26 protein-coding genes are annotated in these 26686 nt (G+C 64.8%); 18 read left to right on the forward strand and 8 right to left on the reverse strand.

The window, feature by feature from the left end; all coding sequences use genetic code 11:
• The first annotated feature begins 1 nt into the window (after position 1).
• Both AB5K84_RS03345 and AB5K84_RS03350 read left to right on the forward strand, forming a co-directional pair.
• Complete coding sequence (locus AB5K84_RS03345) at positions 2 to 712, forward strand: hypothetical protein (RefSeq protein WP_038966653.1); 711 nt, start codon at positions 2 to 4, stop codon at positions 710 to 712.
• Between the two features lie 49 nt (positions 713 to 761).
• Positions 762 to 1457: a hypothetical protein gene (locus AB5K84_RS03350; RefSeq protein WP_038966652.1), complete on the forward strand. Its 696-nt coding sequence runs from the start codon at positions 762 to 764 to the stop codon at positions 1455 to 1457.
• A gap of 50 nt (positions 1458 to 1507) precedes the next feature.
• Here the strand turns inward: AB5K84_RS03350 and AB5K84_RS03355 are convergent, their stop codons facing one another.
• On the reverse strand, positions 1508 to 1951 hold the full coding sequence (locus AB5K84_RS03355) for a MarR family winged helix-turn-helix transcriptional regulator (RefSeq protein ID WP_011083032.1): 444 nt from the start codon (positions 1949 to 1951) through the stop codon (positions 1508 to 1510).
• A gap of 179 nt (positions 1952 to 2130) precedes the next feature.
• Here AB5K84_RS03355 and AB5K84_RS03360 point away from each other — a divergent pair, with 179 nt between their 5' ends.
• The 7 genes from AB5K84_RS03360 (at position 2131) to AB5K84_RS03390 (ending at position 9611) form a co-directional block, all read left to right on the forward strand.
• Positions 2131 to 3315 carry a substrate-binding domain-containing protein gene (locus AB5K84_RS03360; protein WP_038966651.1) on the forward strand — a complete coding sequence of 395 codons (1185 nt, stop codon included), beginning with the start codon at positions 2131 to 2133 and terminating at the stop codon, positions 3313 to 3315.
• A gap of 164 nt (positions 3316 to 3479) precedes the next feature.
• Positions 3480 to 4994, forward strand: a complete 1515-nt coding sequence (locus AB5K84_RS03365; RefSeq protein ID WP_011083030.1) for an amidase — start codon at positions 3480 to 3482, stop codon at positions 4992 to 4994.
• A 36-nt stretch (positions 4995 to 5030) separates the two neighbouring features.
• Positions 5031 to 5888, forward strand: a complete 858-nt coding sequence (locus AB5K84_RS03370) for a branched-chain amino acid ABC transporter permease (protein ID WP_011083029.1) — start codon at positions 5031 to 5033, stop codon at positions 5886 to 5888.
• Between the two features lie 4 nt (positions 5889 to 5892).
• The gene (locus AB5K84_RS03375) at positions 5893 to 7110 is read left to right on the forward strand and encodes a substrate-binding protein (RefSeq protein WP_011083028.1); all 1218 of its coding nucleotides are present in this window, start codon (positions 5893 to 5895) and stop codon (positions 7108 to 7110) included.
• A 6-nt stretch (positions 7111 to 7116) separates the two neighbouring features.
• Positions 7117 to 8202: a branched-chain amino acid ABC transporter permease gene (locus AB5K84_RS03380; protein ID WP_011083027.1), complete on the forward strand. Its 1086-nt coding sequence runs from the start codon at positions 7117 to 7119 to the stop codon at positions 8200 to 8202.
• Positions 8189 to 8923 carry an ABC transporter ATP-binding protein gene (locus tag AB5K84_RS03385; RefSeq protein ID WP_038966650.1) on the forward strand — a complete coding sequence of 245 codons (735 nt, stop codon included), beginning with the start codon at positions 8189 to 8191 and terminating at the stop codon, positions 8921 to 8923. Before AB5K84_RS03380 ends, AB5K84_RS03385 begins: the two co-directional genes overlap by 14 nt.
• Complete coding sequence (locus AB5K84_RS03390) at positions 8916 to 9611, forward strand: branched-chain amino acid ABC transporter ATP-binding protein (RefSeq protein WP_011083025.1); 696 nt, start codon at positions 8916 to 8918, stop codon at positions 9609 to 9611. Before AB5K84_RS03385 ends, AB5K84_RS03390 begins: the two co-directional genes overlap by 8 nt.
• A 202-nt stretch (positions 9612 to 9813) precedes the next feature.
• On the opposite strand, the gene AB5K84_RS03395 is transcribed toward AB5K84_RS03390, so the two are convergent.
• From AB5K84_RS03395 to AB5K84_RS03410, 4 genes are all read right to left on the reverse strand, one after another.
• On the reverse strand, positions 9814 to 11382 hold the full coding sequence (locus AB5K84_RS03395) for a L,D-transpeptidase family protein (RefSeq protein ID WP_162494184.1): 1569 nt from the start codon (positions 11380 to 11382) through the stop codon (positions 9814 to 9816).
• A gap of 422 nt (positions 11383 to 11804) precedes the next feature.
• The gene (locus AB5K84_RS03400) at positions 11805 to 12767 is read right to left on the reverse strand and encodes an acetyl-CoA carboxylase carboxyltransferase subunit alpha (protein WP_011083023.1); all 963 of its coding nucleotides are present in this window, start codon (positions 12765 to 12767) and stop codon (positions 11805 to 11807) included.
• 181 nt (positions 12768 to 12948) lie between these two features.
• Complete coding sequence (xerD, locus tag AB5K84_RS03405) at positions 12949 to 13905, reverse strand: site-specific tyrosine recombinase XerD (RefSeq protein WP_011083022.1); 957 nt, start codon at positions 13903 to 13905, stop codon at positions 12949 to 12951.
• A 17-nt stretch (positions 13906 to 13922) separates the two neighbouring features.
• Positions 13923 to 14069, reverse strand: a complete 147-nt coding sequence (locus tag AB5K84_RS03410) for a hypothetical protein (protein ID WP_011083021.1) — start codon at positions 14067 to 14069, stop codon at positions 13923 to 13925.
• 183 nt (positions 14070 to 14252) lie between these two features.
• On the opposite strand from AB5K84_RS03410, the gene AB5K84_RS03415 reads away from it, so the two are divergent.
• The 3 genes from AB5K84_RS03415 (at position 14253) to AB5K84_RS03425 (ending at position 17418) form a co-directional block, all read left to right on the forward strand.
• Entirely contained in the window at positions 14253 to 14876 is a 624-nt protein-coding gene (locus tag AB5K84_RS03415) for a shikimate kinase (RefSeq protein ID WP_028175815.1), read from the forward strand.
• Positions 14873 to 16021, forward strand: coding sequence for a 3-dehydroquinate synthase (gene aroB / locus AB5K84_RS03420; RefSeq protein ID WP_011083019.1), 1149 nt, complete (start codon positions 14873 to 14875; stop codon positions 16019 to 16021). Before AB5K84_RS03415 ends, aroB begins: the two co-directional genes overlap by 4 nt.
• A gap of 92 nt (positions 16022 to 16113) precedes the next feature.
• The gene (locus AB5K84_RS03425) at positions 16114 to 17418 is read left to right on the forward strand and encodes an HlyC/CorC family transporter (protein ID WP_011083018.1); all 1305 of its coding nucleotides are present in this window, start codon (positions 16114 to 16116) and stop codon (positions 17416 to 17418) included.
• A 91-nt stretch (positions 17419 to 17509) separates the two neighbouring features.
• Here AB5K84_RS03425 and AB5K84_RS03430 read toward each other — a convergent pair whose 3' ends face one another.
• The gene (locus AB5K84_RS03430; protein WP_011083017.1) at positions 17510 to 17779 is read right to left on the reverse strand and encodes a BolA family protein; all 270 of its coding nucleotides are present in this window, start codon (positions 17777 to 17779) and stop codon (positions 17510 to 17512) included.
• Between the two features lie 107 nt (positions 17780 to 17886).
• Between AB5K84_RS03430 and AB5K84_RS03435 the strand changes: the two genes are divergently transcribed.
• Positions 17887 to 18519, forward strand: coding sequence for a J domain-containing protein (locus AB5K84_RS03435; protein ID WP_011083016.1), 633 nt, complete (start codon positions 17887 to 17889; stop codon positions 18517 to 18519).
• 246 nt (positions 18520 to 18765) lie between these two features.
• Here the strand turns inward: AB5K84_RS03435 and AB5K84_RS03440 are convergent, their stop codons facing one another.
• Positions 18766 to 19860, reverse strand: coding sequence for a citrate synthase/methylcitrate synthase (locus AB5K84_RS03440; protein ID WP_011083015.1), 1095 nt, complete (start codon positions 19858 to 19860; stop codon positions 18766 to 18768).
• 78 nt (positions 19861 to 19938) lie between these two features.
• Here AB5K84_RS03440 and AB5K84_RS03445 point away from each other — a divergent pair, with 78 nt between their 5' ends.
• On the forward strand, positions 19939 to 21156 hold the full coding sequence (locus AB5K84_RS03445) for a citrate synthase family protein (protein ID WP_011083014.1): 1218 nt from the start codon (positions 19939 to 19941) through the stop codon (positions 21154 to 21156).
• Positions 21157 to 21309: 153 nt separating this feature from the next.
• Here AB5K84_RS03445 and AB5K84_RS03450 read toward each other — a convergent pair whose 3' ends face one another.
• Positions 21310 to 21969: a DedA family protein gene (locus AB5K84_RS03450; RefSeq protein ID WP_011083013.1), complete on the reverse strand. Its 660-nt coding sequence runs from the start codon at positions 21967 to 21969 to the stop codon at positions 21310 to 21312.
• 311 nt (positions 21970 to 22280) lie between these two features.
• Here AB5K84_RS03450 and cobS point away from each other — a divergent pair, with 311 nt between their 5' ends.
• From cobS to AB5K84_RS03470, 4 genes are read left to right on the forward strand one after another with little or no spacing between them, the layout of a single operon-like run.
• Positions 22281 to 23264 (forward strand): cobaltochelatase subunit CobS, encoded by a 984-nt coding sequence (gene cobS, locus AB5K84_RS03455; RefSeq protein WP_370139181.1) that lies wholly within the window; start codon positions 22281 to 22283, stop codon positions 23262 to 23264.
• Between the two features lie 3 nt (positions 23265 to 23267).
• Positions 23268 to 23678, forward strand: a complete 411-nt coding sequence (locus AB5K84_RS03460) for a GNAT family N-acetyltransferase (RefSeq protein ID WP_011083011.1) — start codon at positions 23268 to 23270, stop codon at positions 23676 to 23678.
• Complete coding sequence (gene cobT, locus AB5K84_RS03465; RefSeq protein WP_011083010.1) at positions 23675 to 25582, forward strand: cobaltochelatase subunit CobT; 1908 nt, start codon at positions 23675 to 23677, stop codon at positions 25580 to 25582. Before AB5K84_RS03460 ends, cobT begins: the two co-directional genes overlap by 4 nt.
• Positions 25579 to 26649, forward strand: a complete 1071-nt coding sequence (locus AB5K84_RS03470; protein ID WP_011083009.1) for an esterase-like activity of phytase family protein — start codon at positions 25579 to 25581, stop codon at positions 26647 to 26649. Before cobT ends, AB5K84_RS03470 begins: the two co-directional genes overlap by 4 nt.
• The last annotated feature ends 37 nt before the right edge of the window (positions 26650 to 26686 follow it).

The following is a 26686-nucleotide window of genomic DNA, read 5'->3' on the forward strand; positions in this document are numbered from 1 at the left end:
TATGTTTCGTCTGTCCCGCGACTTTCCGATATGCATCAGCCATGTCGTTGGATTTTTAATTAACAATCAGGGGCTTTGCGCCAACCAAGAGGTTAAGACTCGGGTCCATAGTTGGATACGCTCGATTTTGGCCATCCACCTTCCTCAGGGGCATAACTTCGAGGTTGCCTGGAGCCTTGTCGCAGCCGGCGTACTTCGCATAAAGCTTGAGGCGTCGGACGTGCCGACCGACAGCGCTTTCCCCGGATCCATCATCATAGCGCTATTCGGATTGCTCTGGGAGCGCAATTTGATTGGCTTCTCGCTCTCTCGCTGGGACTGGCGAGGTGTGCTGCGTGCCCAAGGGACATTCGGCGAAAATTGGCTCCTTCTGTATGAGGCGGTACGCCGCGGATGGACCAAGGACAGGAAATTGATCAGCCATGCAAACGGACACACACTTCTCGCACTAGCTTTAAAGGAGAACGTTGCATTTCTACGAGATGATGTACTTGACGCCCGGAGGATAAACTTGGACCGGCGCACCTTCCGGCCGAAAGCGGCGTCAGGCGACCTGAAGGGCTCACTTCCGCAAGTAACAAAAGGTGCACCAAAGCGAACCACTCCGGTGTTCCTTCATCGCGGCTCAGACTCCATTGCAGACCTTTACGAAGGAGACGCTGACTCTGATGAGAGTAGCGAAAGTCTCGACGAAGTAGCGCTGGACTACTAAAGCCTTTCAAAGACCAGGGCCCTGGCACAGATTGCAGATTGGAGGGAGTGTGGACAAGGCTGCCGCTCTCGCCGCATTAGTTGAAAGGCGGCGTAGCGAGACTCATTCCGCTTATCATCACCTACACAGTTTCGATAGCGGTCGCTGGGATTGCGAATACGTAGTTCCATGGACGAAGTCTGCGTGCAATCTCAACGCCCAACTGATCATTGTCGGACAGGATTGGGCATCAGAGCGGTTCCTGATAGACCCAAGATACAATACACGGGAGCGGATCGAAGGCAGAGAGCAATCGGGTCAGGACGAGTATCTGCCGACAAACCGCCGACTAAAGGAGTTGCTGCAGAGGCACTTCAACATCTCTTTCGCTCAAACTTATGCCACCGATGTCTTGGTCTTCATCAAGCCTGGCCATATGACAGGCAATGTACCCATGAAAGACATGCTGTACTGCGCCAAGACTTACACTCTTCCTCAGATAAAGGCTGTCCAGCCGATTATGGCGATTTGTCTTGGCGCAAAGACATTCAACTCACTTAGGCGTGCCTTGAACATGACCGACTTGAAGCTGAACGAAGCTTGCATCCCCTCGTCCCATACTTTGGTCAACCGCACGGAGATCTACGGAGTGCCGCACACTGGCGGATTGGGACATGCCAATGCTGGCGGAATGGCCAAGGTCGATCGAGTATGGGCGACCCTTGCCGCACGATTTTCCAGAATGAGAGACCAACTGTGGCGCTGAAGGGTGGCGCTCTCCTAAAGATCTACATGAGAGTCGGCAATCTTCGCCGCTCAATTCGAGCTGTCGATCAAGCTCTCCAGCAGCCGCTTCAATTCGCTCGTCGACTTGTTGCCGTAGCTCTCCAGGATGTGCTCCTCCTGGTCCACCGCGAGCGAGTTGAGCTTCTTGCACAGCACCTTGCCGCGGTCGGAGATGAACATCAGCACCTTGCGGCGGTCGTTCGGGTCCTGCACGCGATAGACCAGCGTGTCCGAGACCATGCGGTCGATCATCTTGGTCAGCGTCGGATGGTTGAGCAGCACGGCGTCCGCAAGCTCGCCCATCGAATGGCCGTTGCCATCCGACAGCACTTTCAGGATGCGCCATTGCTCGACGGGAACACCTTCCTTGCTCAAGCGCAGTTCCAGCTGCCGGTTGATCTCCCGGTTGGCTTGCGCGAGCAGGTAGGCGAGATGTTCGGTGATCGGAGTGTTTTCTTTCGACGGTTTTGCCACGGCTAAGACTTCGTCTTGACCCAAATGAGTGAATGTCTTGCAATCAATGCTGCATCTATATGCACTTCAATTCTTGAATATTCAATATTTTCAAAATAGGATCATTGCCCAACAAAAGGGCGGAAGCCGCGGCCGCCTACTCAATGTGCTTTCAGGTCTGGTGCCAGACAGGAGTTGGCGTGCGCGCGACGGTAAACTTCCCGGCTCACGGCGGCCCGGCGTTGCCGCCGTCCTTGCTGTTCAGGAATCTGTCGTCGTCGGCGGCCGACTTCGACCTGTCTCCGCTCGACGCGCATTTCATGAAGCGCCGTGGTGCGCGCAACAAGCTGCGCATCGGCAATTTCCTCACCTTCACCGGCTCGCCCGGGATCTGGGGCCCGACCTCCACCAACAGCGCGATGCTGGCGGTCGCCGAGATCAACAAGCGCGGCGGCATTCTGGGCCGCGAGCTGGAGCTGTCGATCTACGATTCCGGCGGCCCGATCGACGAGGTGGTGCAGCGCGCCGAGCAGGCGATCGCCTTCGACGAGGTCGACCTCATCATGGGCTCGCATATCAGCGCGGTCCGCGTCGCGCTGCGCAAGGTCACCGGCAATCGCATCCCCTACATCTACACGCCGGTCTATGAGGGCGGCGAGCGCACGCCGGGCGTGATGGCGATCGGCGAGACGCCGCGCTGGCAGAGCCGCCCCGCCATCCACTGGCTGGCCGACGTCAAGAAGGCGGCGCGCTGGTATCTGATCGGCAGCGACTATGTCTGGCCCTGGCAGTCGCATCGCGCGGTGAAGCGCTACATCAAGGAGGCCGGCGGCCAGGTCGTCGGCGAGGAGTTCGTTCCCGTCGGCGAGGACAATCACGAGGCGCATCTGGCGCGCATCCACGCTGCCAAGCCGGACGCGGTGCTGATCTCGCTGATCGGCACCGACAGCATCACCTTCAACCGTGCCTTCGCCGAGGCAGGGCTTGCCACCTCGACGCTGCGGCTCGCGGGCGCGATGGACGAGACCGTGCTGCTCGGCATCGGCGCCGACAACACCGAGAATTTGTTCTGCGCCTCCGGTTATTTCAACTGCATGGCCTCGCGCGCCAACGACGAGTTCCTAAGTGGCTATCAGGCCATGTTCGGCCCGCACGCGCCGCCGGTCGGCTCGGTCGGCCAGTCGAATTATGAGGGGTTGCGGTTCCTGGAATCCGTGGCCAACCGCGCCGGCTCGCTGGCCTTTCGCCCGCTGCTCAAGGCCGCGCGCAACACCGTCTATTCGGCGGGCCGCGGACCCGTCACCATCCGCGATGGCCGCGCCGAGATGCCGATGTATCTTGCCGAAGCGGACGGTCTCGACTTCAAGCTCATCAAGACGCTCTGAGATCCGGCCGCTCGTCCGTCACGGCCGAGCTTCGAAATAATGCTTGAAAAGGAAAATATTTCCGTCTGTAATATCGAGGCGAAGCCGGCTGGCCCGCGCCGTGCAGGCGCGAGCGAGCGGCCTCCATCCAAAGCCAGGGATCAAGAAACCTCAAGGAGAGCGCCGTGACAGTCGTCCTTCCCACGCCCGCCCAACTTCGCAGTGTCGCCGAGCAATGCGGCCTTTCGCTCACCGACGACGACGTCGCCTCGTTCCGCGGCCTGATGCAGGGCTCGATTGAAGCCTACAATCTCGTTGCCGCGATGCCGGACGAAGTGCCGGAGGTGAAATATCCGCGCACGCCGGGCTATCGGCCCTCGGCCGAAGAGAACCCGCGCAATGCCTGGTATCGCAAGGCGACTGTGAAAGGCGCCGCCGGCGGCAAGCTCAAGGGCAAAACCGTTGCGCTGAAAGACAACATCATGCTGGCCGGCGTGCCCATGACCAACGGCTCGTCGACGCTGGAAGGCTATGTGCCCGATTTCGACGCCACCATCGTCACGCGCATGCTGGATGCCGGTGCCGAGATCAAGGGCAAGGTGCATTGCGAGCATTTCTGCCTGTCCGGCGGCAGCCACACCGGCTCTTTCGGGCCCGTGCACAATCCGCACAAGATGGGTTACTCGGCCGGTGGCTCGTCGTCAGGCTCGGGCGTCGTGGTCGCGCTCGGCGAAGTCGACATGGCGATCGGCGGCGATCAGGGCGGCTCGATCCGCATGCCGTCCTCGTTCTGCGGCATTTACGGCATGAAGCCGACCTGGGGCCTCGTGCCTTACACCGGGATCATGCCGATCGAGATCTATGTCGACCATACCGGTCCGATGACCGCGACCGTCGCTGACAACGCGCTGCTGCTTGAAGTGCTCGCCGGCGATGACGGCTACGATCCGCGCATCAAGGCTCCGAAGGTCGAGGAATACACCAAGGCGCTCGGCCAGGGCGTCAAGGGCATGAAGATCGGCATTCTCAAGGAAGGCTTTGAGCAGCCGGTCGCAGAAGCCGCGGTGAATGAAAGCGTGCGCGAGGCGGCAAAGCGCTTCAAGGATCTTGGCGCCACCGTAGAGACGGTCTCAATCCCGATGCATCTCCTGGGCGGCGCGATCTGGACCCCGATCGGCACCGAAGGCCTGACCCAGACCATGATGTTCGGCGACGGCTACGGCCTCAGCCGCGGCGATCTCTATTCGACCTCGCTGATGGATTTTCATCGCGGCTGGCGCCGGCAGGCCGACTCGCTGTCCGAGACCACGAAGCTGTTCATGATGCTCGGCACCTACATCAACAACAATTTCGGTCCACGCTTCTACGGCAAGGCGCTCAATATCTCCCGCAGGCTGACCGCCGCCTACGACAAGGCGTTTGGGGATTACGATCTGCTTTTGCTGCCGACGACGCCGATGAAGGCAACCAAGCTGCCGGAGCCCACGGCCAGCCGCGAGGACTACGTCGCCCGTGCGCTGGAGATGATCGGCAACACCGCGCCGTTCGACATCACCCATCACCCCGCGATGTCGCTGCCCTGCGGCATGGTCGACGGCCTGCCCGTCGGCCTGATGCTGGTCGGCCGCATGTTCGAGGAATCGACCATCTATCGCGCCGCGCACGCCTTCGAGCAGATCGGCGACTGGAAGAAGATGTGAGCGAGGCGTCGATGCAGACGGACGGAACAGCACCAAATGGCTAACGCGTTCGTCGCGGCGTTCGAGATCCTGAGCTTTGGCGCGATCATCGTCCTGATCGTGCTGGGGCTCGGGATCATCGCCAGCATGATGGGCATCTTCAACTTCGCGCAAGGAGAGTTCGTCCTGCTCGGGGCCTACATCACCTATCTCGCCTACGCCGGGGGCCTGCCGATCTGGGCCGGCATGGTCGCGGCGCCCTTCGTGGTCGGCGCGCTCGGCTTTGTGCTGGAGGCGCTGATCATCCGCCGCTTCTACGCCGCGCCGATCGTGGCGATGCTCGGCACCTATGCGCTCGGCCTGATCATCCGCGAATCCGTGCGCGGCCTGATCGGCGGCTTCTATCTCACCGTGCCCGAGCCGATCGGCGGCTCGATCGACATCGGCGCGATGCACATCTCGGCATGGCGCTTCACCATCATCGTCATCACGCTGCTGGTGATGGGTGGCTGCTATCTCCTGCTCTCTCGCACGAGCTTCGGCCTGCGCGTCCGCGCCACGCTGGAAAATCCCTCGCTGGCGCGCGCCTCCGGCATCTCCACGCCGCTGATCTATGGCGCCACCTTTGCCTTCGGCGCGGCGCTCGCCGGCCTTGCCGGCGCGCTGATCGTGCCTGTCTTCAGCCTGTTCGCCGATCTCGGCCTGCGCTTCCTGATCCAGGGCTTTGTCGCGGTCATGGTCGGCGGCGTCGGCTCCTTCATCGGGCCGGTGGCGGGTGCCGGCGTCATCGGCACGCTGAGTGCCGCGCTGCCCTGGGTGATGGCGCCCGTCGTCGCCGACGTCCTCGTCTTTGTGCTCGCCATTATCTTCATCAAATTCCGGCCGCAGGGCCTCATCGCTGGCAAAGGGGTTTAGTCATATGTTCGATCGTACGCAGCTCTCACGCCGCCGCTTCCTCTCCAATTTCGCCTTTGCGTCGGGCGCGGTCGCGACCGGCGTCGGCAGCTGGGTAATCCCGGCCCCCTGGGCCAATGCGGCCGAAGCCCCGATCAAGGTCGGCATCGCCACAGATCTAACGGGCCCAATTGCGTACGCCGGCAATGCCGACGCCAACGTCGCAAAAATGGTGATCAAGGAGATCAACGCCGCCGGCGGCATGCTCGGCCGTCCGCTCGAGCTCTATATCGAGGACACCGCGTCGAACGAATCCGTCGCGGTCGGCAACGTGCGCAAGCTGATCCAGCGCGACAAGGTCGACATGGTGCTGGGCGGCATCACCTCCTCGATGCGCAACGCGATCAAGGACCCGATCGTGGCGCGCGGCAAGACGCTCTACATCTATCCGCAGCTCTACGAAGGCAAGGAGTGCACGCCCTATCTGTTCTGCACCGGCCCGACGCCGGCGCAGCAATGCGACGAGTTCATACCCTGGCTGATCAAGAACGGCGGCAAGAAATTCGCGCTGCCGAGCGCCAACTATGTCTGGCCGCATACGCTCAACGTCTATGCCCGCAAGGTGATCGAATCCAACGGCGGTGAGGTCGTGTTCGAGGAGTACTATCCACTCGACCAGGTCGACTTCTCCTCGACCGTCAACCGCATCATCTCCAACAAGGTCGACGTCGTCTTCAACACCGTCATTCCGCCCGGCGTCGGCCCGTTCTTCAAGCAGCTCTACGAAGCGGGCTTCCTCAAGAACGGCGGCCGTCTCGCCTGCGTCTACTATGACGAGAACACGCTCAACATCAATCAGGCGAGCGAGATCGAGGGCCTCGCGAGCTGTCTCGACTATTTCAAGGTGCTGACCAAGGAGAACCCGTTCGACGCAAAAATCCAGGCGGCCTACGAGAAGGATTTTCCGGGCAACTTCCTGTTCGCCGCCGGCAGCGCCGCCACCGGCACCTATCGCGGCCTCAAGCTGTGGGAAGCGGCGGTGAAAGAAGCGGGCAAGCTCGACCGCGAGTCGGTCGCCGCCGCGCTCGACCACGCCAAGATCGCCGAAGGTCCCGGCGGACCTGCCGAAATGGTGCCGGGCAAGCGGCACTGCAAGATGAAGATGTACACCGCGGTCGCCAAGGGCGGAAACTACGAGATCGTCGGACGCAGCGACGGGCTCGTCGATCCCAAGGAATGCTGAGGCGGAATGCCGAAGTCGATGAGTGTGGTAAGGGAAGCCATCGCCGGCGACGAAGCGGACGATGCGATGGCTGAACGCGAAGCGGCGGGACAGGTCGCGGCGGGACGAAGAGTCCTGCCGATCGTGGAGGGCGTGGTGCTCGTCGCCGCGCTGCTCGCGCCGCTGGTGCTGCAGGACTATCTCACGGTGTTCGCGACGCGCGTGATCATCCTCGCGCTGTTCGCCCTGTCGTTCGATCTGGTCTGGGGCTATGCCGGCATCATGAGCTTTGGCCAGGCCCTGTTCTTCGGCTCGGCCGGGTATGGCGTGGCGCTGCTCGCGCGCGACCTCGACATCACCAACATCTTCCTGGTGCTCCCCGCGGGCACCATCATCGGCCTCACCTTCGCGCTGCTGCTCGGCGGCTTCCTGCTGCTGGGACGGCATCCCTCCAGCGTGATCTTCGTATCGCTGGGCACGCTCACCGGCTCCTACGCCGCCGACCGCCTCGCGCGCGGCTGGTACTATCTCGGCGGCCAGAACGGTATTCCCTCGATCGCGCCGATGACGCTCGGTGGTTACGAATTCTCGGAAGGGCCCGCCTTCTACTATCTCGTGCTCGGCATCCTCGTCGTAGTCTACCTGCTCTGCCGCTTCCTGGTGCGCTCGCAGTTTGGCCTCGCGCTGGCGGGGCTGCGCGAGAACGAGCAGCGTATCGCCTTCTTCGGCTACAAGGCGCAGCATCTGAAAGCGATCATCTTCACCATCGGCGGCGGCGTCGCCGGCCTTGCCGGCAGCCTCTATGCCTTCCACGAAGGTTTCGTCTGGCCCAACATGGTCGGCGTCGTCGTCTCGACACAGGTGGTGCTCTATGTGCTGTTCGGCGGCTCCGGCACGCTGATCGGCGCGGTCATCGGCGCGATCATCGTCGAAGGCGTCAGCTTCTGGCTGTCCGACAATTATCGTGACATCTGGCCTATCATCCTGGGCTTGCTGCTGCTGCTCGTGATCCTGTTCCGGCCGCTCGGCCTGATCAGCTTCGTGCTGGGCGAGCGCGAGCGTGTCGGCAGCTTCGGTGCGAACCCAAAGGAGAAGCGCAATGCCGCTCCTTGAGGCCGCCGGCATCAAGAAGATCTTCGGCAAGCTCACCGCGCTCGACGGCGCAGCCCTCACCGTCGGCGAGAACGAGTTTCACGGCCTGATCGGCCCGAACGGCTCCGGCAAGAGCACGCTGATGAAGTGCATTGCCGGCGCCGAGGTGCCGACGCAGGGCAAGGTGAGTTTTGTCAACACCGACATCACCGCGTTCACGCCGACCGAGCGCGCCCGCGCCGGCATGAGCCTGAAATTCCAGATCACGAGCGTGCTGCCGACGCTGACGCTGTACGACAACATCCTGCTCGCGCTCCAGGCGCAATCCTCGCTGCTCGACCTCGTGTTCTCGCGCACGCGCGGCGCGCTGCACGACCAGGTCATGACCATGCTGACGCAGTTCCGCCTCGCCGACCGCGCCTTCGACGCGGCGGCGGCGCTGTCGCACGGCCAGCAGCAATGGCTGGAGATCGCGATGGCGCTTGCCGGAAAACCAAAGCTTCTGCTGCTGGACGAGCCGACCGGCGGCATGAGCCTCGAGGAGCGCCGCGTCACCGGCGAATTGCTCCAGCCGATCAAGAAACATTGCTCGCTCGTCATCGTCGAGCACGATCTCGATTTCATCCGCGACATCTGCGATCGCCTGACCGTGCTCGACCAGGGCAAGGTGCTGGCGTCAGGCACCGTGTCCGAGATCCAGGCCAACAAATCCGTCCAGGAGATCTATCTGCGCCGTGCCTGAATTTTTGGACATCAAGCATCTCGACGCCGGCTATGGCCGCAGCCAGGTCCTGTTCGACGTCAACCTCGGCATCCCCTGGCGCGGCGGCGTCGCCGTGCTCGGGCGCAACGGCGCCGGCAAGACCACGCTGATGAAGACCATCGTCGGCGAGCTGCCGGCGTGGAAGGGCGAGGTTGCCTTCGACGGCCGCGACATCAGCCGCCGCGCGACCCAGGAACGCGTGCGCGCCGGCATCGGCTACGTCCCGCAGGAGCATTCGGTGTTCGCGCGCCTGTCGGTGCGCGACAATCTCGCGGTCGGCTCGCTCGCGAGCAGCAAGGCCGACGCAGTCGATCACGTGCTGAGCATCTTCCCGAAGCTCGGCCAGCGCCTCGACCAGCCCGCCGGCACGCTCTCCGGCGGCGAGCGCAAGATGCTCGCCATCGGCCGTGCCATGTTAGGGGATCCAAAACTGCTGCTGCTCGACGAGCCCACCGAAGGCGTCTGGATCGGCGTCATCGAGGAGATCACCGAGCGCCTGATCGAGCTCGCGAAAGAGATCGCCGTCATCATCGTCGAGCAGCACCTCGACCTCGCGCTGCGCGTCGCCGACTACGCCTACGTGCTTGACCGCGGAAGGGTCGCGCTGCAGGGCGAGGCGGGCGAGGTGAGGGGCAATCCGGAACTGCTGCGGTATCTGGCGCCGTAAGGTAGCGCTGCTCACCTGCGAGTGAGGCGCGGTACTCTCGTCCCACCTCACCTGTCATGCCCCGCGAAGGCGGAGCATCCAGTACGCCGCGGCTTCTCGATCGCTAATTGGTGCCTCTGGAATGCTGGATTCCCCGCCTTCGCGGGGAATGACGGCGTCAGGCTGGAATAGACCGGAGAGAACGCGCGGAGAGGCCGCGCGCTTACTTCACCGCCCCAAACCGGCTGTCGAACGAGTTCGACGACACGACCGGTGCCGCGCCTGCCATCTGGCCGCTGTCACCCGCACCATCCGACACCGACGGCTTCAGCGCAGGACGCGTTGCGGCGAGGCGCGTGTCGGGCTTCACCGGCTCTGCCGGCTTGGCGGCGGCCACAGCCGGCTTCGGCGCGTCCTTCGCTGCATCCTTGGACTTGTCATGTCCCGGCACGAACCGGGTGACTGCGGCCTTCAGCCTGGACGCTGCCGTCGGCGGCGTCGTGGACGTTGTGGCCGGGGCCACGGAGGCGGTCGCCGGCGGAGCCGAAGCGGTCGCCGTCGTGTCGGCGGTGCCGAGGCCCATCTTGCGGCCGAGGTTGGAGAAGAAGCCGCCGCCCTGCGATTTCTCTTGGGATTTCTCGGCGGGCGCTGCGGCCGCGACGCGGGTGCTGGTCGCGGGCGCGCTGACGGCGACGACCGGCTCTTCCTGCGGCGAGGGAGCGGCCGCGTCGAAATTCGGCTTCGGCGGATTGACGTGGCCGGGGATCGTGCCCGGCGCCTTCGCCATTGCCAGCATCTGCAGCGTGGTGCCTTCGGCGCCCTCCGACAGGCCGGTCGAGCCTTCCGGAATCTTGGCGGCGAAGATCTTGTTCATGCCGCCGTCGATGCCGGTGTTCATGCGCGCCACCGGCGTGCCCTTGGCGACGAGCTTGGCGTACTCGGCCTGGTCGCGCGCGTCCTTCTCGCGCACGGCGCTCGCGATGTCCTCGGGGATCACATAGGCCGGGCACTTTGCCGAGGCGTCGAACACCGGATCGCGCTTGGCATCGGGCGTCTTCGCCGCGTCGAAGACGTACTTCTTCTCGCAGAAATCGACCTTCGGCTCCTGCCGCGTCACCTCGAAATGATCATAGCCTTCCTTGATCATCTTCCAGAACGGCATGTTCGGATTGTTCCGGTGCTTGGCCATGTTCACCGGCGTCATCTTGAACGGATAGGCCTGCAGCTGGAACGCCTTCTGGCCGCCGAAGAAGGACTCGCGGCCGAGCGAATAGATCTCCGCGATCTGCTCGTCCGTCATGGCGTAACAGCCGCGCGAAGAACAATCGCCATGCACCATCAGCTGCGAGCCGGTACGGCCCAAAGCCTTGTCGAACGCGTTCGGATAGCCCGTGTTGAACGAGAGGTAATAGGCCGACTGCGGATTCATCTGGCCCGGATTGATCGAGTAGAATCCTTCCGGCGCCTGGCGGTCACCTTCGCGCACCTTCGGACCCAGATCGCCCGACCAGCGGCAGATCGGATAGGTCTTGAGCAGCGCGAACTGGCCGTTGCGGGTCTGCTTCCAGACTTCGAGCTCGGCTTCCTGCTTGAACAGGCGGACCAGGATCGGGGACTGCAGATCCATGTCCTTCTCGACCATCGCGGCGAGAAGCTTTGGCGGCACCGGCTGGTTGGCCTTGGCGTTGGTCGCGAGCGAAACCTGGTCGGTGTCGCAGCCGGCCAGCAGGACACTGGCCGTCAGCAGCGCAACCGAAGCCAAGAGCGCGCGAGCAAGCGAACGAGAAATCAAGATGGACCCCACACCGTGCCGGGCAGAGAGCGCGAACCCCAATTCTTTGGAGCATGATCCGACCGGAGATCCGGACCCGTCGTGACGGGCTTTTTCAAACCACGCTCCAGCGCTTATGCCCTGAAGCCATTGATTAAAATTCTAACCTCTGGGTCATGTGGTCGCAACCCGAGCGGGGATCACGAGCCCGTTGGCCCAGTAGCATGGTCAACAGAGACTAAATGGACGCGACTTTGGGCCTTACTTGGGCCTTCCGGCCCAATTGGGACTCAGATCGCCGATTTGGGCAAAAAAAGGGTTAATGCGGGGTTACCGGGCTCCAACCGTCATTCCGGGGCGCCCGAAGGGCGGACCCGGAATCTCGAGATTCCGGGTTCGCTGCTTCGCATCGCCCCGGAATGACGACGTCGAGGCCGCCCGAATCAGCCCAGTTTCCGGCCGATATCGAGGAATTTCTGCCGACGCTGCTTGCGGATGGCGTCGCCGTCGAGGCCGCGGAGCTCGTCAAACGCCTTGGCGATGGCCTCGCCCGTGGTGGCGATCATGGCGGCGGGGTCGCGGTGGGCGCCGCCGACCGGCTCCTTCAAAATGCTGTCGATCACCCCGAAGCGGAGCATGTCCTGGGCGGTGATCTTCATGTTGTTGGCGGCTTCCTGCGCCTTGGTGCCGTCGCGCCAGAGGATGGAGGAGGCGGCCTCCGGCGAGATCACGCTGTAGATCGCGTGCTCCAGCATCAGCACCCGGTTGGCGGTGGTGATCGCGATGGCGCCGCCCGACATGCCTTCACCGGTGATGATGGCGACGTTCGGCACGCCCAGCGACAGGCACGCATCGGTCGAGCGCGCGATCGCCTCGGCCTGGCCGCGCTCTTCGGCGCCGATGCCGGGATAGGCGCCGGCGGAATCGGCGAGCGACAGCACCGGCAGGCCGAATCGCTCGGCCATCTCCATCAGCCGCACGCATTTGCGATAGCCCTCGGGCCGCGCCATGCCGAAATTGTGCCGGATGCGGCTCTCGGTGGAATCGCCCTTTTCCTGGCCCATCACGCAGATCGGCTCACCGCGGAAGCGGCCGAAGCCGGCGACCAGGGCCTCGTCCTCGCCGAACTTGCGGTCGCCGGCGAGCGGGGTGAATTCGGTGATCAGGCCCTTGATGAAGTCGTTGAAATGCGGCCGCTGCGGATGGCGCGCGACCAGCGTCTTCTGCCACGGCGACAGGTTCGTATAGAGGTCGGCCAGCGCCTGCGCCGCCTTGTCCTCGATCCGCCCGATCTCGTCGGTGATGTCGGTCCCGGAGGCCGCGAGCGTCCGCAGCTCGTCGACCTTGGAGTCGAGCTCGGCGACGGGCTTTTCGAAGTCGAGATAGCTGCGCATCTGGTCTTGCATCAACTCAATATAGGGAGGACGGGGCGAGGCGGCGAAGCGATTTCGGACCTGCGGAAAGAAGTGTAGCCTCTTCAATGAGTTGGCTTGTGGGCTTCTGGGCAGCCCGCCAATTCAATCGTGAGGCCACGGCTCTTTCTGCGGAGATGTGGCCGAAGTCAAGGCGGTTTCGGCTGCGGCAGGCCTACTTCTCCGCCAGCGGGTGCAGGTCGCGCACCAGGCTCTTCAGCCGCTCCTCGACCACATGGGTGTAGATCTGGGTGGTCGAGATGTCGGTGTGGCCGAGCAGGGTCTGCACGATGCGTAAGTCAGCGCCGTTGTGCAGGAGGTGGCTGGCAAAGGCGTGGCGCAGCACGTGCGGGGAGACCAGCCGGGCCTGAAGCCCGGAGGCGACCGCGAGCTCCTTGAGGTCGCGGGCGAAATGCTGCCGGGTCAGGTGCCCGCTCTCGCCGAAGGAGGGGAATAGCCATTTCGAGGCGGCAACGCCGGTCTTCTTGTCGGATTTCGCGGCTTCGGTCGCGGCGAGATAATCCGCCATCGCCTGCCGCGAGGCCTCGTTCAGCGGCACCAGTCGCTCCTTGTTGCCCTTGCCGCGCACCACGATCATGCGGGCGTCGCGCTTGGCCGCCGTGCGCGGCAGCGCCACCAGCTCGGAGACGCGCAGGCCCGTGGCGTACAGCACCTCGAGCAGGCAATAGAGCCGCAAGGCGCGCAGCCGCTTCGAGGGCGAGGCATCCTCCGCCTCGCTCAATTCCCTGGCGCGGCGGAGCATGCGGTCGACATCCGCGATCGACAGCACCTTTGGCAGGCCGCGGCCGCGTTTCGGGCCGGACAGGATCGCGGCGGGATCGTCGCCGCGAATCCGCTCGTTCAGCAGGAAGCGGTAGAGATGCCGCATCGCCGACAGCCGCCGCGCGACGCTGGTGGATTTGAAGCCACGCGTGTCGAGATCGGCGAGATAGTCGCGCAGCGTTTGAGTTTCGGCGTCCGCAAAACTGTGGCCGACGCGGCCCAGAAACTCGGAGAAGTCCGTGAGGTCGCGGCGGTAGGCATCGAGCGTATTGGGGCCGGCGCCCTGTTCCGCCGCGAGCATGTCGAGGAACAGGCCGGTGAGCTTGGCGTCTGAGGGCTTTGCACGCATGCCCTGGAGGCTAACCCCTATTTCTTGAGAAACTTATCCGGCGGGATCGTCACCGACATTTCCCGCGGCTTCGGATTGACGAAGTTCGCCAGCGCGAAAATCACGCCATAGACGATGCCGGCGATCACGGCGACGACCGTCAGGAAGCGGAACAGGCTGGGCATCGGTCTGGGGTCTCTGTAGGGGACTTGGCAGGCAAATTAACCAATGAAATCATCCAACATGTTCGCCGTTTCGTGGCAAGAGTCCTCTGGCGAGGCCCCCTTTGGGGTCGTATAGGTGGCCAAAGCAGGCCGCTTTTGGCGGCAGATCGAGCGAGACCCAGAGCGAGATCCAGAGCGAGACCCATGTCCGACGCCGCGTTGCCGATACAAGCATCGCCTGAGGCCGACATCCTGTCGGCGCTCGGGGCGCGCTCGATCGTGCTCGTCGGCATGATGGGGGTGGGTAAATCCACCATCGGCCGCCGCATGGCGGCCCGGCTCAAGCTGCCCTTCGTCGACGCGGACACCGAGATCGAGGCGGCGGCCGGCATGACCATACCGGAGATTTTCGAGCGCCATGGCGAGGGCCATTTCCGCGACGGCGAGGCCCGCGTGATCGCGCGCCTGCTCGACGGCGGCCCGGTGGTGCTGGCGACCGGCGGCGGCGCCTTCATGCGCGAGGAGACGCGTGCGCGCATCGCGGCCAAGGCGGTCTCGATCTGGCTCAAGGCCGACCACGACGTCATCATGCGCCGCGTCCGCCGCCGCGCCGACCGCCCGTTGCTCCAGACCGCCGACCCCGAGGGAACCGTGACGCGCCTGCTCACCGAGCGCGAGCCGGTCTACAGCCATGCCGACCTCACCATCGCCTCGCGCGACGTGCCGCACGACAAGATCGTCGAGGAGTGTATCGAGACGCTGCGCGCCCATCTCTGCGGCGAACAGGCCGCCCAACCACCTGCCGACGTTGCGAGTGCCGTACGATGACTGCGCCGTTGAAGCATTCCGATCCCGTCAACGTCGACGTCGCGCTCGGCGATCGCGCCTATGACATCGTCATCGGCCGCGGCGTGCTGGCCTCGCTCGGCGAACGGGTCGCAGCGCTGCGCCCCGGCGTGCGCACGGCTGTTGTCACCGACCGTACCGTTGCAAAGCACTGGCTCGAGCCGACCGAAGCATCGCTCGCGGCCGCCGGCATCCCGACGTCGCGCATCGTCGTCGAGGAAGGCGAGATCTCCAAGACCTATGCCGGCCTGGAAAAGGTCAGCGAAGCCCTGATCGCCGCGAAGATCGAGCGCAACGATCTCGTCATCGCGCTCGGCGGCGGTGTGGTCGGCGATCTCGCCGGCTTTGCCGCCGCGATCCTGCGCCGCGGCGTCGATTTCGTGCAGGTGCCGACCTCGCTGCTGGCGCAGGTCGATTCCAGCGTCGGCGGCAAGACCGGCATCAACTCGCCGCAGGGCAAGAATCTGCTCGGCGCCTTCCACCAGCCGGTGCTGGTCATCGCCGACACCGCCGTGCTCGACACGCTGTCGCCGCGCCAGTTCCACGCCGGCTATGCCGAGGTCGCCAAATACGGCGTGCTCGGCGATGAGGCCTTCTTCACCTGGCTGGAAAAGAACCATTCCGACATCTTCAAGGGCGGATCAGCGCGCGAGCACGCGATCGCCACCTCCTGCCGTGCCAAGGCCGGAATCGTCTCGCGCGACGAGCGCGAAACCGGCGAACGCGCGCTGCTCAATCTCGGCCACACCTTTGGTCACGCGCTGGAAGCTGCGACCGGCTTCTCCGACCGTCTGTTCCACGGCGAGGGCGTCGCGATCGGCATGACGCTAGCGGCGCAGTTCTCGGCCAAGCTCGGCATGATCGGCGAGGCCGACGCGGCGCGCGTCGAGCGGCATCTCATCGAGGCCGGCCTGCCGACCCGCTTGCAGGACATCGCGGGCTTTTCGCAGGAAGGGCTTGCCGATGCCGACGCGCTGATGGCCCTGATGGCGCAGGACAAGAAGGTCAAGCGCGGCAAGCTCACCTTCATCCTGCTGGAGGCGGTCGGGCGCGCCGTGATCGCAAAGGACGTCGAGCCGGCCCCGGTGCGCGACTTCCTGAAAGAGAAGCTCGCGCAGAAGGCCTGATGCGCGGCTGAATTTCGTGAAAGCGTTTTCGAGCGAAGTGGGGACCGGTTCGCGCAAGGAAAACGCGTCAAGACAAGAAACTCGAGTGGTGCATGGACTGGCTCGGATTCACCATCGTCGTCCTCTGCCTCCTGGTCTCGGCGTTCTTCGCGGCGAGCGAGACCGCGCTGACCGGCGCCTCGCGCGCCAGCATGCTGCGGCTCTCCAAGCAGGGTAATCACGACGCCGACGTCGTATCCCAATTGCTCGACATGCGCGAGCGCCTGATCGGTGCTCTGCTGCTCGGCAACAACATCGCCAATATCGGCGCCTCCGCGCTCGCCACCGCCATCTTCACGTCCTGGTTCGGCGATGTCGGCGTGCTCTACGCCACCGGCGTGATGACCGCGCTGGTGGTGATCTTCGCCGAGGTGCTGCCCAAGACCATCGCCATCAACGCGCCCGACCGCATGGCGCTTGCGGTCGCGCGCCCGATGCGGCTGACCATGTATGTGCTGGGGCCGCTCCTCAAGATCGTCGAAGTCATCGTGCGCCTCTTGATGCGCCTGTTCGGCCTTGCCGGCGAGCACCAAGCCATCCTGTCGCCGACCGAGCGCCTGCGCGGCGCGGTCGACCTGTTGCATCACGAGGGCAAGTTCGAGAAGCAGGACCGCGACATGCTCGGCGGCCTGCTCGACCTGCGCGAGCTCCAGGTTTCCGACGTCATGATCCATCGCACCGAGATGATGATGATCAACGCCGACCTGCCGCCGGAGGAGCTGCTGCGCGAGGTGCTGGCGACCGAATACACCCGCATTCCGCTCTGGCGCGAGAAGCCGGAAAACATCATCGGCGTGCTCCACGCCAAGGATCTCTTGCGCGCGATCCGCGCCTCCGAAGGCGACACTTCGCGCATCGACGTCTCCACCATCGCGCTGCCGCCCTGGTTCGTGCCGGAGATGCGCCCGGTGTCCGAGCAGCTCAAGGCGTTCCGCCGCCGCAAGACCCATTTCGCGCTCGTCGTCGACGAGTACGGCGAAGTCGAAGGTCTCGTGACGCTGGAGGACATTCTGGAAGAGATCGTCGGCGACATCTCCGACGAGCACGACGTCGTGGTCGCCGGCGTGCGCGCCCAGCCGGACGGCTCGGTCGTGGTCGACGGCTCGGTGCCGATCCGCGATCTCAACCGCGCCATGGACTGGCATCTGCCCGATGGAGAGGCAACCACGGTCGCCGGCCTCGTCATCCACGAGGCGCGCTCGATCCCCGATCGCGGCCAGAGCTTCACGTTCCACGGCTTCCGCTTCCGCGTCCTGCGCCGCGAACGCAACCGCATCACCGCGCTCCGTATTTCACCGGTGCCGCGCGAGGCCGAGATGGAAGAAGCCAAGCCGAGAAGGGCGGGGACGTCGTTCTAAGCCCTCAGTCATTCCGGGGCGATGCGAAGCATCGAACCCGGAATCTCGAGATTCCGGGTTCGGCTCTTTGAGCCGCCCCGGAATGACCGAGCTAATTTTCCCCCGGCGCCTGCGCGTGGATGGCGAGCGCGTGCACGCTGCCGGAGAGTTCCGCGGCCAGCGCCGCATTTATCATGCGGTGGCGATCGACCCGGCTCTTCCCTTTGAAGGCTTGAGACACAATATAAACGCGAAAGTGCGTCTCGCCGCTGGGCCGATGGCCGGCATGGCCCTCATGCAGATGTGACTCGTCGACAACCTGCAGGCTTTCCGGCGTGAAAGCTTCCTGCAACTTGTTGCTGATAATGTCGCTCATAACCATGTGTGTGCCATTCAGGTGCAGAGGTCGCACTCCGTTATTTGCCGGGTTCGCAGCTAATTGCAATGTCAAGACTTGAAGGTTTTTGCATTGCGTAGTCAAAGTCAGCCATGCCGATCGATTCATCAAAGTTCTTCGACTCCATCCGCGTCAAGCCGCGGGGCAAGCAGCCCGAGGTGAAGCCGCGCGACACCGCGGTCGCGTGCGAATGGGCCGGATGCCAGAACAAGGGCGCACACCGCGCGCCGAAGGGGCGTGAGAACCAGCGCGAGTACTGGCACTTCTGCCTCAATCACGTGCGCGAGTACAACCAGAACTACAATTTCTTCTCCGGCATGAATGCCGACGCCGTCGCGCGCTACCAGAAGGATGCGCTGACCGGCCACCGCCCGACCTGGAAGATGGGCGCCAATGGCGGCAAGAAGGGTGCGGAAGCCGATATCGACATGGCGTCCGATCCGTTCAGCATGTTCAGCGAGATCAATGGCCGCGCCAACTGGCGGAAGGGTCCGGACGCCCAGCCCAAGGCCGAGACGCGCAAGGTGATGAACGCCGAGCGCAAGGCGCTCCAGGTCATGGGCCTCGGCCCCAGTGCCACGCTCGCCGACGTCAAGAGCAAGTACAAGGCGCTGGTGAAGCAGCACCACCCCGACGCCAACGGCGGCGACCGCTCGACCGAAGACCGCCTGATCGAGATCATCAAGGCGTATAATTATCTGAAGACGGTGGTGCGGGAGGCGTAGGGCCTCTTGCGGTCGTCGTCCTCCGAGAGTCTGACGGTCGCAGCCAAACTCTCGATGTCGTCCCGGCGAAGGCCGGGACCCATAACCCCAGGGAGTGGTTTGGCGAAGACTCGCAGTGAAGACGTCTTCCCGCGGTACTCCCACCTCCCACTATCGATAGATCACGCGGTATGGGTCCCGGCCTTCGCCGGGACGACGACGGAGTGAACCACTCCGTCGTCATCATTCCGTTCAAAGCTACTGGCCCTAGGCCTCCGGCACCGCCCCCACATAAGACGAGCTCGGCCTGATCAGCCGCCCGGTGCGCTGCTGCTCGCGCGCATGCGCGGTCCAGCCGGCGGCGCGCGCCACCGCGAAGATCGGCGTGAACGCCTGCCTTGGAATCGCCAGCGCATCGAGCAGGATCGCGGTGAAGAACTCCACATTCGTCTCCAGCGGCCGGTCCGGGTTCTTCTTGCGCAGCGCTGCGCGGATATAGGCCTCGACCTCGCCGGCAAACGGCAGGTCGGCGCCGTTGGAGGCCAGGGCCTCGATCGCGGTCTTCAGCACGTCGGCGCGCGGATCGCGCACGCGATAGACGCGATGACCAAAACCCATCATCCGCTCGCCGCGTGCGAGCGCGGCATCCACCCAGGGCTGGATCCGCTCGCGCGAGCCGATCGCATCGAGCATTTCCAGCACCGGCTCCGGTGCGCCGCCATGCAAGGGACCGGTCAGTGCGCAATAGCCGGCGGTGACGGCTGCGAACAGATCGGCCTGGGTCGAGGCCACCACGCGCGTGGTGAAGGTCGAGGCGTTCATGCCGTGGTCGCAGACGGTGACGAGATAGGCATCCAGCGCCGTGACCTCGCGCGTTGCCGGCGCGCGCCCATGCAGCATGCGCAGCGTGTCGGCGGCGTGGCTCGCGCTTGGATCGGGCGCGACCGGATCGAGCCCCTTGGCGCGCCGGACCAGCGCGCCTGATATCACCGGAAAGGCGCCGACGATGGTCGCCTCATGCTCCAGCCCGTGCTCGGCGCGAAGGCCCGCGACGGCCGCGCGAAACCCGTCGACGATTCCCATGCCGTGCGTCGCCGGCAGCAGCTCGGCGAGCCGCGCGAAGGCGCGTTCGCGTGCGGCGCCCAGGCTCGCCCGCACATTGGCCTCGCTCAGCGAGGTCTTGCTGGCGCCGTTCCAGAGCCGGGCGGTGACGCCCTCAAAGCTCGATTTGGCGGCCAGCCGGCCGACATGCTCGCCGGCGATGATCAGCTCGCCGCGCTCGCCGTCGACATGGCTCAGCACGGTCTCGGCCGCGGGAACGCCGTCCAGCCCGATCTGACTTTTGGTGAGGTGGATGTTCATGGCCCAAATCTCCTGTTCTACGCAGGTCAAAAGTCGGGCCTCTCGACAGATTGATCAATCTTGATTACATAAATCAATATGAAAAATTCTGATGAGCTCTACCTCTCCGCCCGGGAGGCGGCCGCCGAACTCGCGATCTCGCCGGCCACGCTCTACGCCTATGTCAGCCGCGGCCTGATCCGCTCCGAGCCGACGCCGGATTCGCGCAAGAACCGCTACCGCGCCGAGGACGTCCGCGCCCTGAAGGAGCGCCGGGTGCCGTCGCCGGAGCCGCGCGGGCTGCGCAGCTTCGATGCCGACTTGCCGGTCATGGACACGGAGATCTCGACCATCACCGAGGAGGGCGCGATCTATCGGGGCGTCAATTGCGTCGACCTCGCCGAGAACGACACGCTGGAGCACACGGCGACGCTGCTCTGGGACGTTTCCGGCGTCGATCCGTTTGCGCCTGACAATCAGCCCGAGATATCCGAGGAGATGCGCACGATCGCAGGCGCCGCGCGCCGCGCTGCGCCGATCGACCGCGCCATCGCCGTGCTGGCGCTCGCCGCGAGCGCCGATCCCCGCGCCTTCACCCGCGCTCCCGATGGCCGCGCCATGGTCGGCGCGCGCATCGTCCGCCTGCTGGTTGCGACCATGCTCAATGCGGAAGCCTCGGCCGAGCCGCTGCACCAGCAGGTCGCGCGCGTCTGGGCGGCGGACAACAAGCACGCGCCCGATCTGATCCGCCGCGCGCTCGTTCTGCTCGCCGATCATGAACTGAACGCCTCGACCTTCACCGCGCGCTGCGCGGCCTCGACCGGCCTCAATCTCTACGACGCCGTCATCGCCGGCCTCGCCGCGCTGAAGGGACCCAAGCATGGCGGCGCCGGCGTGCTGGCTTCGCAACTGGTGAAAACGCTGGTCGACCGCGATGTCGCTCCCGTGGTGCGCGAACGCGTCGCGCTCGGCGAGCGCTTCGCCGGCTTCGGCCATGGCGTCTACAAGCGCGGCGATCCCCGCGCGCAATCGCTGCTGAATGCGCTGTCGCGCGCCGGCGCGCCGCGCAAATTCACGCGCGAAGTGCCGGAGCGGATCGCCGAGGCGACCGGCGAATTCGTCAATATCGACTATGCGCTCGCCGTCCTCGTGCATGCCCTGCGCCTGCCTGCAGGCAGCGAGCTCGCGCTGTTTGCGATGGCCCGCAGCGTCGGCTGGATTGCGCACGCCAGCGAGCAATTGCAGTTCGGCAAGCTGATCCGCCCGCGCGCGCGGTACGTTGGACCCGCGCCGGGGCGGCGGACGGGCGGGTCCTAACCTCTCCCGCTTGCGGGAGAGGTCGCTCCGGAGGCGCGGGTGAGGGCTCCCTCCTCTTGGGGGTTCTCGATTGTGGATGCACCCTCCCCCCCAACCCTCCCCCGCAAGCGGGGGAGGGAGCGCACCTCCGTCCGCCGTGGCAGCCAAAGCTAATCAGACCCGCGGCTTGGCCGCCGCGACACCACCACCGCTCCGCCGACGATAGATCCAAACCGTCACGCTCAGCATGATCGCACCGCCGATCACGGCGAGCATCCAGATATGCTTGCCGACGTGCTCATGGTGCGGCAGCCCGGCATATTCGTGCAGGGCCGACACCGCCAGCACGCCCGGCAGCACATGCGCGGGGGCCCAGACCAGGATCGCCGGGATGTTGATCGCGTAGAAGCGGGCAGGGGGCATCCCAAGCGCGCCGGCCGTGACCGGGACAAATGCGCGGATCGGCGGCACGAAGCGGGCAAAGAACACGGCCCAGGTGCCGAAGCGGTGGAAGAAGCTTTCGCTCTCCTCGACCACGCGCGGATAATTGGTCAGCGGCCAGGTGTTGAGGATCTCGCGCTGCTGCCGGTGCCCGATCCAGTAGGCCGAGCCGTCACCCAGCACGGCCCCGAGCGCGGCCGCCAGCAGCACCCAGCCGAGTTTCAGCTCGCCGCCCGGGATCAGGGCGCTGAGCGCCAGGATAATGGTCGAGCCCGGGACCACCGATCCCACCACCGGAACGGCTTCCAGAAGCGCTGCCAGGAACAGGGTCAGATAAGCCAGCCACGCGTGGGCCGAGACGAAAGCGATGAAGGGATCGAGGAATGACGTCACGTCGTCTTTCGTGGTGGGAGGGGTTACGTCGGTCCAGACCCTACATAAGTAAGGAGAAGCGGTAAAAGTGCCACTCGCGTGGGCAGGCCAGCTGGCCCGCCCGAAATTCGAGCGTGATTCGCAGGGCAGCCTTCCAAAAATCGCGTTCCTTGCCTATCTAAATGAAAAGACAACGGAACTTTGATTGGAGGGCGGGCTTCTGCCCGCACGTTGTCTCTGATAGGTTCGCAAACGCACCCAGCCGCAGCCACCGTGCAATAACTGGTCTCGGGATCGCCCGGGGCCTCGGAGGATTGATGACGACCGCCGCCATGTCCAAAGTTGAGGAAGTTTCCGGTTTGCCCGACATGAAGGTGTCGGTGCGCCAGGTGTTCGGGATCGACAGCGATCTCGAAGTGCCGGCCTATTCCGAAGTCGATCCTCATGTGCCTGAAGTTGATTCCGACTACCGCTTCGACCGCGCCACCACGCTCGCCATTCTCGCCGGCTTCGCCCGCAATCGCCGCGTGATGGTGACCGGCTATCACGGTACCGGCAAATCCACCCATATCGAGCAGGTCGCCGCCCGCCTGAACTGGCCCTGCGTGCGCGTCAACCTCGACAGCCACATCAGCCGTATCGACCTCGTCGGCAAGGACTCGATCGTGGTCCGCGACGGCAAGCAGGTCACCGAATTCCGCGACGGCATCCTGCCCTGGGCGCTCCAGCACAACGTCGCGCTGGTGTTCGACGAATACGACGCCGGCCGTCCGGACGTGATGTTCGTGATCCAGCGCGTGCTGGAAGTCTCCGGCCGCCTGACGCTCCTGGATCAGAACAAGGTGATCAAGCCGCATCCGTCCTTCCGGCTGTTTGCGACCGCCAACACGGTCGGCCTTGGCGACACCTCGGGCCTCTATCACGGCACCCAGCAGATCAACCAGGGCCAGATGGACCGCTGGTCGATCGTCACTACGCTGAACTATCTCAGCCACGACGAGGAAGTGGAGATCGTGCTGGCGAAGGCCAAGCACTATCGCACCCAGGAAGGTCGCGACATCGTCAACAAGATGGTGCGCCTCGCCGATCTCACCCGCAACGCGTTCGCCAATGGCGATCTGTCGACGGTGATGAGCCCGCGCACGGTGATCACCTGGGCGGAAAACGCCGACATCTTCGGCGATATCGGTTTCGCCTTCCGCGTCACCTTCCTCAACAAGTGCGACGAGCTCGAGCGTCCCCTGGTCGCCGAGTTCTACCAGCGCTGCTTCAATGCGGAGCTGCCGGAATCGGCAGTCAACGTGGCGCTCAGCTGACCCATGGCCACCATCACCGTCGAGCGCACCATTGGGACGACCAAGAAGGCTGTGCTCGCCGGGCTCGGCGCCTATAACGACGAGCACTTTGGGAAGCAGAAGGTCAGGAGCATCGCGGTCTCACTGAAGGACCGCCGCAAGATCGTCGGCGGCATCGTCGGGCATCTCTGGGCCACGGTTCTGTTCATCCAGTACTTCTGGATCGACCAGAAGCAGCGCGGCAAGGGTTTTGGGACGAAGCTGATCGCGGCGATCGAGGATGAGGCGAGACGGCATGGCGCGATCCAGGCCTATGTCGACACGATGAGTTTCCAGGCGCCGGGCTTCTATCGTTCCTGCGGGTACGAGGAATTCGGCACTCTCAAGGGCTATCCCGGCGGCGTGACGCGCCATTCGTTTACGAAGTCGCTATGAGCACATCATCATCCAATTCCAAATTCCGTAACAGCAAGGAAGCGCCGACCGAGCCGTTCAAGCGCTCGGTCGCCTCCTGCCTGAAGGCGATCGCGAAATCGCCCGAGCTCGAGGTCTCCTTTGCCGCCGAGCGGCCGGGCCTTGCGCCCGGCAAGGCACGGCTGCCCGAGCCGGCGCGCAAGATGACCAAGCGCGACGCCGCCATCGTGCGCGGCCACGCCGATTCCATCGCGCTGAAGCTCGCCTGTCACGATCCGAAGCTGCATCGCAAGCTGATGCCGGGCAATCCGCAGGCACGCGGCGTGTTCGAGGCGGTCGAGCAGGCGAGGGTGGAGGCGATCGGCGCGCGCCGCATGGCGGGCGTTGCGAAAAACCTCACCGCGATGCTCGACGACCATTTCCATCGCGGCAAGTTCGACGAGATCACCGACCGCGCCGATGCGCCGCTGGCCGATGCGCTGGCGATGCTGGTGCGCGAGCGCCTGACCGGCATGGCGCCGCCGACGGCTGCGAAGAAGATGGTCGATCTCTGGCGGCCGATTCTCGAAGACAAGATCGGCAAGCGCCTCGACCGGCTCGACGGCGTGGTCGAGGACCAGACCAGGTTCGGCGACGCCGTGCATGACCTCTTGTCGGCGCTCGAGCTCGGCGACGAGCGCAACGCCGACAGCGAAGAGAATGACGACGACGACGAAAACCGCGACGGCGACAACGACCAGTCCGGCGCCGAGGGCTCGCCCGATTCCGATGCCGCCCAGGAGATGAGCGCCGACCAGGCGCAGGCGTCGAGCGAGGAGATGAGCGAGAGCGCGATGGAAAGCGCGCAGGCCTCGACGTCAGACACGTTCGACGACGGCGAGCTCGGCGACGACGAGACTCCGGGCGAGGCGACGCGTCCGAACGCGCACGGCAAGAACGAGCCGCGCGGGCCCGAATACCACGCCTTCGCGCCGAAATTCGACGAAGTCATCGCGGCTGAAGACCTCTGCGACCATGACGAGCTGGAGCGCCTGCGCGCCTATCTCGACAAGCAGCTGGCGCATCTGCAAGGCATCGTCGCCCGCCTCGCCAACCGGCTGCAGCGCAAGCTGATGGCGCAGCAGAACCGCGCCTGGGAGTTCGATCTCGAAGAGGGCATCCTCGACCCCGCGCGGCTGTCGCGCGTGGTGACCGATCCCTATCACCCGCTGTCCTTCATGCACGAGAAGGAGGCGACGTTCCGCGACACCGTGGTGACGCTGCTGCTCGACAATTCCGGCTCGATGCGCGGCCGCCCGATCACGGTGGCGGCGACCTGCGCCGACATCCTCGCCCGCACGCTGGAGCGTTGCGGCGTCAAGGTCGAGATTCTCGGCTTCACCACGCGCGCCTGGAAGGGCGGGCAATCGCGTGAAGCGTGGCTTGCCGCCGGCAAGCCGGCCAATCCCGGCCGTCTCAACGATCTCCGCCACATCATCTACAAGTCCGCCGACGCGCCCTGGCGCCGTGCGCGGAAGAACCTCGGCCTGATGATGCGCGAGGGTCTGCTGAAAGAGAACATCGACGGCGAGGCGCTGGATTGGGCGCACAAGCGCCTGCTCGGCCGGCCCGAGCAGCGCAAGATCCTGATGATGATCTCGGACGGCGCGCCGGTCGACGATTCCACGCTGTCGGTCAACGCCGGCAACTATCTCGAGCGGCACCTGCGCCACATCATCGAGGAGATCGAGACCCGCTCGCCGGTCGAGCTGATCGCGATCGGCATCGGCCATGACGTCACGCGCTACTATCGCCGCGCAGTGACGATCGTGGACGCCGAGGAGCTCGGCGGCGCCATCACCGAGAAGCTTGCCGAGCTGTTCAGCGAGACGGCGACCGCACCGCAGCCCTCGGCAAGCCGTCCGCGCCGCAAACTGCATTCGTGAGCACGCTTCGATCCCGCCGCAGCTTCCTTGGCCACGCGGCGGCGGGATTTTCCACTTTCGCACTGTCCCGATTTGCGCAGGCGCAAGCCACGACCGAGCCGCCGCCGCGGCCGCTCCAGGTCGAGCGCGCCGTCGCCGAGCCCGTCAGCATCGAGGTCAACGCGCGGCCGATCCCGAATTTCGAGCCGCGCGACCGCTCGCGCACGCGCTTCGGTTCGCTGGAGTATCGCAGCGGCCTGGTGCTGACCTCGCCCTATCGCGGCTTCGGCGGCCTGTCCGGCATCCGGCTGGATGCGAAAGGCGAACGTTTCCTTGCGGTCTCCGACCAGGGCGGCTGGTTCACCGGGGCCATCCGCTATTCCGGCAGCAGGATGGCCGGGCTCGACGACGTCGAGGCCGCGCCGCTGCTCAATGCGGAGGGACGGCCGATCACGGAAAAGCGCCTCTGGTGGGATTCGGAGTCGCTGACGCGCGACGGCAACGTCGTCTATGTCGGGCTCGAGCGCGTCAACCAGATCCTGCGCTACGATTTTTCGAAAGGCGGCACGCGCGCCCGCGGCGAGGTGATCCAGGTGCCGCCCGCGTTGCGCAAGCTGCCGCACAACAAGGGGCTCGAGGGGCTGGTCTTCGTCCCGAAGGGCCAGCCGCTCGCCGGCACCCTGATCGCCTTCTCCGAGCGCGGGCTGGACGCCGACGGCAATCTGGTCGCGTTCCTGATCGGCGGCCCCACGCCCGGCCAGTTCAGCGTCCGCCGCACCGAGAAGTTCGACATCAGCGACGCGGTGCTCTTGCCGTCGGGCGAGCTGCTCATCCTCGAACGCAAATTCTCCTGGTTCACCGGCGTCGACATCCGCATCCGCTCGATTCCCCTGAAATCGATCGCGCCGGGCGCGGTGGTCGACGGCCCTGCCTTGTTCAAGGCCGATCTCGGCCAGGAGATCGACAACATGGAAGGCATCGACGCCCACGTCACGCCCGAGGGCGACACCGTGCTGACGCTGGTCTCGGACGACAATTTTTCAATGCTCCAGCGTACGCTGCTGCTCCAGTTCACGCTGGTTGAGTGAAGTCATCGTTGAACGCGGTGGCTTTTGGCCGCGACAA

The organism is Bradyrhizobium sp. 1200_D9_N1_1, from assembly GCF_052075915.1.
GTDB classification, from domain to species: Bacteria; Pseudomonadota; Alphaproteobacteria; order Rhizobiales; family Xanthobacteraceae; genus Bradyrhizobium; species Bradyrhizobium diazoefficiens.

Coding starts and splice junctions, on each gene's coding strand:
- AB5K84_RS03410 (WP_011083021.1), bottom strand. CDS start 14,069: ATGCCCAGCCTGTTCCGCTTCCTGACGGTCGTCGCCGTGATCGCCGGC.
- AB5K84_RS03370 (WP_011083029.1), top strand. CDS start 5,031: ATGGCTAACGCGTTCGTCGCGGCGTTCGAGATCCTGAGCTTTGGCGCG.
- cobT (WP_011083010.1), top strand. CDS start 23,675: ATGAGCACATCATCATCCAATTCCAAATTCCGTAACAGCAAGGAAGCG.
- AB5K84_RS03460 (WP_011083011.1), top strand. CDS start 23,268: ATGGCCACCATCACCGTCGAGCGCACCATTGGGACGACCAAGAAGGCT.
- AB5K84_RS03385 (WP_038966650.1), top strand. CDS start 8,189: ATGCCGCTCCTTGAGGCCGCCGGCATCAAGAAGATCTTCGGCAAGCTC.
- AB5K84_RS03430 (WP_011083017.1), bottom strand. CDS start 17,779: ATGGTTATGAGCGACATTATCAGCAACAAGTTGCAGGAAGCTTTCACG.
- AB5K84_RS03380 (WP_011083027.1), top strand. CDS start 7,117: ATGCCGAAGTCGATGAGTGTGGTAAGGGAAGCCATCGCCGGCGACGAA.
- AB5K84_RS03345 (WP_038966653.1), top strand. CDS start 2: ATGTTTCGTCTGTCCCGCGACTTTCCGATATGCATCAGCCATGTCGTT.
- AB5K84_RS03375 (WP_011083028.1), top strand. CDS start 5,893: ATGTTCGATCGTACGCAGCTCTCACGCCGCCGCTTCCTCTCCAATTTC.
- cobS (WP_370139181.1), top strand. CDS start 22,281: ATGTCCAAAGTTGAGGAAGTTTCCGGTTTGCCCGACATGAAGGTGTCG.
- xerD (WP_011083022.1), bottom strand. CDS start 13,905: ATGCGTGCAAAGCCCTCAGACGCCAAGCTCACCGGCCTGTTCCTCGAC.
- AB5K84_RS03440 (WP_011083015.1), bottom strand. CDS start 19,860: ATGAACATCCACCTCACCAAAAGTCAGATCGGGCTGGACGGCGTTCCC.
- AB5K84_RS03400 (WP_011083023.1), bottom strand. CDS start 12,767: ATGCAAGACCAGATGCGCAGCTATCTCGACTTCGAAAAGCCCGTCGCC.
- AB5K84_RS03445 (WP_011083014.1), top strand. CDS start 19,939: ATGAAAAATTCTGATGAGCTCTACCTCTCCGCCCGGGAGGCGGCCGCC.
- AB5K84_RS03435 (WP_011083016.1), top strand. CDS start 17,887: ATGCCGATCGATTCATCAAAGTTCTTCGACTCCATCCGCGTCAAGCCG.
- AB5K84_RS03415 (WP_028175815.1), top strand. CDS start 14,253: ATGTCCGACGCCGCGTTGCCGATACAAGCATCGCCTGAGGCCGACATC.
- aroB (WP_011083019.1), top strand. CDS start 14,873: ATGACTGCGCCGTTGAAGCATTCCGATCCCGTCAACGTCGACGTCGCG.
- AB5K84_RS03425 (WP_011083018.1), top strand. CDS start 16,114: ATGGACTGGCTCGGATTCACCATCGTCGTCCTCTGCCTCCTGGTCTCG.